Genomic DNA, 2931 nt, shown 5'->3' with positions numbered 1-2931 from the left:
GATTTCATAGTATTGCACCAATTATCATACAAATATTAAATAATTGAATAGACAGAAAGGAGATAATCAGATGATCTTGAAATCGTTGAAAAAAAAGGGCATAACGACCATCATTTATTATAAAGAAGGAGTATTAAAAACATGTAAGGGTCAATTGCATAAACTTAACCTTCATGAACAAACCCTTTCCTTAAAGGATGAAAATCAAAAGATTTTCTCTATTCGTTTATCTCGTATAATGGAAATATATTAACTTAATTACTTTCATTTAAATAATTAAAGTTACAATATATTAATTTATCCTGAATCTCTAGTATTTTACTAGAGGTTCTTTTTCTTATATGGAAAGCTAAAGGGTCATTTAGCTTTCCTGGCTTCTTCACTATGGTTTACGAAATAAAATCTTGGCGAGATGTTTCATTCCAATCACTAATGTAGTTCGTGCAGTTTCTGTAATAATGGATGTCCGATTATGATGAAACGGGAATTTCCCTAATAATTAACTTTCAAAGTATCGTTAAAATAAACGATACGGCAGAAGAAGCTTAAGTGTTTTACTAAACTTTAAAGTGGTAAATAGATAGTATGAAGCTAGCAGGGAGGTTTTAAAATGAGAGTACTTGTAATAGGAACAGAGGATATGACGGGAGAGCACGTTGTAAAACAGCTGGCAGACAGGCACCATAACCCGGTAGCACTAGTGGGAGCTGAAAATAAAGTTGAAGAAATGGTTAAGCTTGGAGCATCAGCAGTGGTCTCATTGGAAAGAAGGGAATTTTCGAGTGCTTTTTCGGACTGTGAAGCAGTAATCTACTTGAGTAGCGCCAGCCCCCGGACTGGGGAGGGCAAACCAATACTGGTTGACCATCAGTCAGTAATAGACTCGGTTGAGGCTGCTAAGAAACATGGGGTGAAGCGCTTTGTTCTCATGAGCGCCATGCGGGCAAATCAAATGGGAGATGCTAGTGCAATCCGTTTCAACTCAGAGGAGCTATTAAGACAGGAAAAGTTTACATATACGGTTATACGGACAAGCATGCCTGTGGACAAGCCGGGAATTGGTAAGGTAGAAGCTGGACTATCAATTGAGCATGACAAAGACGAGATCCCAAAAGAGGATATTGCTTCCGTATTGGTCGAAGCGCTGGATACTAAAGAAGTATTTAATAAAACGATCAATGTAACTTCTGGAGAAATTCTGATTCATGAAGCACTCCGAAGATTATAGACAGCTCGAATAATTTGCACAAAAAATAAGAAACAAAGGGTGATAAAATGTCCAAGTTGAAAAAATACCTTCCTACAGTTTTAAAAGGATCTGCCGTTTTAGGGACAGCTGTGGCCGCAGCGTACTTTTACCGTAAGGATGATACACAAAAACAACACTCAATCCTAAGGAATTTCCCCCTAATCGGTAGAATTAGATACATGACAGAGCAAATAGGACCTGAACTTAGGCAGTATTTATTTGAAAATAATAATGAAGGCACCCCTTTCTCAAGAAAGGAATTCGAGGATGTTGTAAAAGCAGGTAAATATAAGGAGCGTCTAATCGGATTTGGATCTGAACGTGACTTCAATGAAGCTGGATACTATATTCGTAATAGCATGTTTCCCAAACTCCGGGAAGAATTGAGAATAGATAATAGCCAAAAAATCAATACAAAGGTATATGAAGTAGTGGAAGAAGGACTATTGACCCGAAAGGAGAATCGGGAAGATAGACAAATAGAACCGTACTATTTACGTGACGAGGATGCTGTCATAATCGGAGGAGATACATGCCAGAATCCATTTAAATTAAAGGGACTCATAGGACAGTCTGCAATGAGCTACGGTGCACTCGGGGAGAATGCCATCACTGCACTGTCGGGAGGATTGGGCCTTGCAGGAGGAACATGGATGAATACCGGTGAAGGCGGTCTTTCCAAATACCATCTTTCCGGAAATCCCGACATCATCATGCAGATCGGTCCGGGACTGTTTGGAGTAAGGACACCAGGTGGGGAGTTCTCCTGGGAAGAATTCAAGAAGAAAAGTGAAATCGAGCAAGTAAAGGCATTTGAAATTAAGCTGGCACAAGGTGCCAAAATCAGAGGTGGGCATATTGAAGGGCAAAAAGTGACAGAAGAAATTGCCCAAATCCGCCTGGTAGAGCCTGGCCGAACGATCAACAGCCCTAACCGGTTCTATGAATTCAAGAATTTTAATGAATTGTTCGAATTAGTGGAAAGAATGAGGGATGTAGGCGGAAAGCCAATCGGTATCAAAATCGTTGTGGGGGATCTTGATGCACTTGAGGAAATGGCGAAAACCATGAGAGGTACAAGTAAAGGGCCGGATTTTATCACCGTGGATGGTGGAGAAGGTGGAACTGGGGCAACCTATCAGGAGCTTGCTGATGCAGTCGGACTTCCAATTATGTCAGCTTTGCCACTTGTAGATGAGATGTTAAAAAAATATGATGTACGTAACAGGGTCAAGCTGATTGCATCCGGCAAGCTGACTTCTCCAGATAAAGTGGCAGTCGCTTTAGCGATGGGGGCAGATTTGGTCAATATTGCCCGTGGTTTTATGATAAGCGTTGGCTGCATCATGGCTGAAATCTGCCATACAAACCACTGCCCCGCCGGCGTAGCCACGACTGATTCAAAGTTGCAGGAAGGGCTGGTTATTGAGGAAAAACAATACCGAGTCGCCAATTACGTGATTTCACTCCGCGAGGGGCTGTTTAACCTTGCAGCTGCCGCAGGTATAGATACTCCGACCAAATTTGAACGAAAACACATCGTTCACAAGGATGAATGGGGAAGAGTTTCGCCTGTCCGGGACATCACCCTCACTCCCGAAAAAGTGGAGAAGTTAAGAAATAAGGAAAAAGTGGAGAAATAAAGGGTTGGGTTAATGGATACTCCATATACCATATATAAG

General features: G+C 41.1%; 3 protein-coding genes. All 3 read left to right on the top strand.

Annotated elements, in window-relative coordinates:
• Positions 1-70 precede the first annotated feature (70 nt).
• The 3 genes from ACFVSH_RS24875 to ACFVSH_RS24865 all read left to right on the top strand — a co-directional run bounded on the left by ACFVSH_RS24875 (position 71) and on the right by ACFVSH_RS24865 (position 2892).
• Positions 71-253: a YolD-like family protein gene (locus tag ACFVSH_RS24875; protein ID WP_076369858.1), complete on the top strand. Its 183-nt coding sequence runs from the start codon at positions 71-73 to the stop codon at positions 251-253.
• Positions 254-610: 357 nt separating this feature from the next.
• A complete protein-coding gene (locus ACFVSH_RS24870) occupies positions 611-1228 on the top strand; it encodes an NAD(P)H-binding protein (RefSeq protein ID WP_387708421.1) in 618 nt (205 codons plus the stop codon).
• Between the two features lie 47 nt (positions 1229-1275).
• The gene (locus ACFVSH_RS24865) at positions 1276-2892 is read left to right on the top strand and encodes an FMN-binding glutamate synthase family protein (RefSeq protein ID WP_387708419.1); all 1617 of its coding nucleotides are present in this window, start codon (positions 1276-1278) and stop codon (positions 2890-2892) included.
• The last annotated feature ends 39 nt before the right edge of the window (positions 2893-2931 follow it).

The organism is Peribacillus sp. NPDC058002 (genome assembly GCF_042886655.1).
Taxonomy (GTDB): domain Bacteria; phylum Bacillota; class Bacilli; order Bacillales; family DSM-1321; genus Peribacillus; species Peribacillus aracenensis.
Note: the sequence above shows the minus strand (reverse complement) of the source record. Positions and strands in the feature narration are given on the sequence as shown.